This is a genomic window from Sporolactobacillus shoreicorticis (genome assembly GCF_024125445.1).
Taxonomy (GTDB): domain Bacteria; phylum Bacillota; class Bacilli; order Bacillales; family Sporolactobacillaceae; genus Sporolactobacillus; species Sporolactobacillus shoreicorticis.
Genome location: NZ_JAMXWM010000101.1, coordinates 1 through 561, shown reverse-complemented (window position 1 = coordinate 561; position 561 = coordinate 1). Strand labels below are relative to the sequence as shown.

General features: G+C 48.7%; 1 protein-coding gene. It reads left to right on the top strand.

The features are described 5' to 3' along the window. Positions 1-270: GH25 family lysozyme (locus tag NIE88_RS22185; RefSeq protein ID WP_290446647.1), on the top strand; the 270-nt coding region annotated here is incomplete at its 5' end. Positions 271-561 lie beyond the last annotated feature (291 nt).

The window sequence follows — 561 nt, the reverse complement described above, 5'->3', positions numbered from 1 at the left end:
ATGGCTGTGGCCGATGTGGAACTGGCGACTGCGAGTAAAGCTAATCTGACCAGTTACACCAACACATTCCTTCAGACAATGCGGGATAAGGGCTATCAGGTAGATCTTTACACCGGATCAAGCTTTTATAAAAACCATCTTGATGCTGACAGTTTGAGCGTAAAAGATCCTTGGCTTGCGCGCTACAATAATGGGTCTGCTGAACCTGCATGGCAAAAAAGGGGCTTGGCAGTGGATATCATCGGAGCATATCAACGGTCGCAACTTTGATGTTAGTCAGGACTTTGCCGGCAAGTACACGAAAGGCGCAAGCAGCTCTGTGGGATAGATCAAGTCGATCAGTCTTGTAAACTACCTTAAGTCTAAAGGTCAACCATGGTCGTACGATGCGCGCGAGAAGTTGGCGAAGTCTTACGGGATCACGAATTACACGGGTACCGCTGCTCAAAACCTCGCTCTGGTTGCAAAGCTCAAGGCGGGGATTAAGCCGGCTGCTAAACCAGCCGTCAAGCAACGTAATCCCGGTCAGTATTTGCCTAAGAATACGAAGAAAATCACGAC